General features: G+C 57.1%; 1 protein-coding gene. It reads left to right on the plus strand.

Features of this window, described 5'->3' with window-relative positions; translation table 11 throughout:
* Positions 1-294 precede the first annotated feature (294 nt).
* Positions 295-1989, plus strand: a complete 1695-nt coding sequence (locus tag ACTQXM_RS08890; RefSeq protein WP_441064273.1) for a phospho-sugar mutase — start codon at positions 295-297, stop codon at positions 1987-1989.
* The last annotated feature ends 305 nt before the right edge of the window (positions 1990-2294 follow it).

Here is a 2294-nt window from a genome sequence, read left to right on the forward strand (position 1 = left end):
AGAGTACTGCGGGGCCAGCCCGTGGGAGGCCAGGGCGCCGCTGACCGGTGGACGGCACCGAGCCGTGCGATTGGACTGAGAAGGGGGAGGCCTCGCGGCCTCCCCCTTTTTCGTTTCTCAGGCAATTTAACTAAATGACAATTTTTACAACGATATCATCTGCCGTCTTATTCAGACGTTCACCGTTCTCCTGACAGTCTCACGCACTCAATGGATTACTATCTACTTAAGCGTGATACTGCGCTTGACCTGTTTTAGGCGGGCCGTTTTATTGATTATGAAGGAAGGACGCACATGGCAGATGTTCACGAGCTGCTTGATACTTGGATTGCCAATGTCAAGGATGATGAGCTGCTGACCGAGCTCAACACGATGAAGGAGCAGGGTGACGAGGACGCCATCACCGATGCCTTCTTCCAGGATCTTGCCTTCGGCACCGCCGGCCTTCGCGGCACGATCGGTGCTGGCACTAACCGTATGAATATCTATACGGTCGGCCGTGCAACGCAGGGCTTCGCCGACTATCTCAATGCGACTTTTGAGCATCCGACGGTTGCCATTGCTCGCGACAGCCGCAATAAGGGCGAATTGTTCGTCAAGACGACTGCTGCCATTCTTGCAGCAAACGGCGTGACTGCTCTCGTGTACCCTAAGATTTCTCCCGTGCCGACGCTTTCCTGGGCCGTCCGCGACCTTAAGTGCTCCGGTGGCATTTGCATGACCGCTAGTCATAACCCTGCGCCCTATAACGGCTATAAGGCATATGGCCCCGACGGCTGCCAGATCACTAGCGAGGCCGCCGATGCAATTTCTAAGGCTATCGCCGAGACCGATACGTTCACCGGCGTGAAGTCCATGGACTTCGATGAGGCTCTTGAGCAGGGTCTGGTCAAATGGATCGATGACTCGTGCCTCGAGCGTTATTACGACGCCGTTCTTGCGCGCGGCGTGACCAACCTTTCTGCCGAGGAGATCGCTGGCGCTCCGCTTAAGCTCGTCTACACTCCGCTCAACGGCACTGGCCTCATTCCCGTCACGACGGTGCTCGAGCGCGCCGGCATCACCGATGTCACGGTTGTTCCCGAGCAGAAGGACCCGAACGGCGATTTCCCGACCTGCCCGTATCCTAACCCCGAGATCCGTCAGGCCATGCAGAAGGGAATCGACCTGTGCGAGCAGGTTCACCCCGATCTGCTGCTTGCAACCGATCCTGACGCCGACCGTGTTGGCGTTGCTGTTAAGAATGGTGATGACTATCTGCTGCTGACCGGCAATGAGATGGGCGTTCTGCTGCTCGACTATATCTGCAAGACCCGTGCCGCCCGCGGCGAGGATCTCACCAAGAAGGTCGCGGTTACTACCATTGTTTCTTCCGCCATGGTCGATGCTCTGGCCGAGGAGTATGGCTTTGAGCTCCGTCGCTGCCTGACGGGCTTCAAGTACATCGGTGACATCATTACCTCGCTTTCCGATGCTGGTGAAGTCGATCGCTTTATCTTCGGTTTCGAGGAGAGCTACGGTTATCTGGCCGGCGACCACGTGCGCGACAAGGACGCCGTGAGCACTTCGCTTCTGATTTGCCAGATGGCGCAGTATTACAAGCTCCAGGGCAAGAACCTTGCCGATGCGATGCACGAGCTGTACGAGAAGTACGGCTACTATCACAACAAGACGATTTCGCTGAGCTATCCGGGCGCTGAGGGTGCGGCAAAGATGGCCGGCATCATGGCTGACCTGCGCGAGAACCCGCCCGCGGAGCTCGCAGGCTCCAAGATCGAGGCCGTCGTGGATTACAACACGTGCGTTAACGGTCTGCCCAAGGCCAACGTGATCGAGTTCGATCTTGAGGGCGGCAACAAGGGCATTGTCCGTCCGTCCGGCACCGAGCCCAAGATCAAGCTGTACATCTTCGCTAAGGGCGCGGATGCCGCCGAGGCTGATGCAGCACTTGACGCGATTGAGGAGTCAGGTCGCAAGCTGTTGGCCTAAGGCTTTGAAAGCCTATTTCTATAGATAGACGAAAAAGGGGATCTCGGAAACGAGGTCCCCTCTCTATTACTGCTAAATACAGCTGAGAATCCCAAACTGTGTAGGAGTTGTGTGCAACCAGATTCCCGCCCCGCGGGCCCCTCCGGTCTGGCAATATATCTCCTTGCCGCGCGGCCCGGTCGGACCGGGAACCGGCGCAGGCGTGCACCTTGAGAACCGGATACTGCGAGGATGGACACACCAGATGTGTCGCATCCGGGCAGACATCGAACCATTTGAAATGGTCTGACTTGGATTCGTTTTTC

Source organism: Collinsella sp. LCP19S3_D3 (assembly GCF_052121455.1).
Taxonomy (GTDB): Bacteria; Actinomycetota; Coriobacteriia; order Coriobacteriales; family Coriobacteriaceae; genus Collinsella.

Excerpts from the sequence above, each read along its gene's own strand:
- ACTQXM_RS08890 (WP_441064273.1), top strand. The coding sequence starts at position 295 with ATGGCAGATGTTCACGAGCTGCTTGATACTTGGATTGCCAATGTCAAG.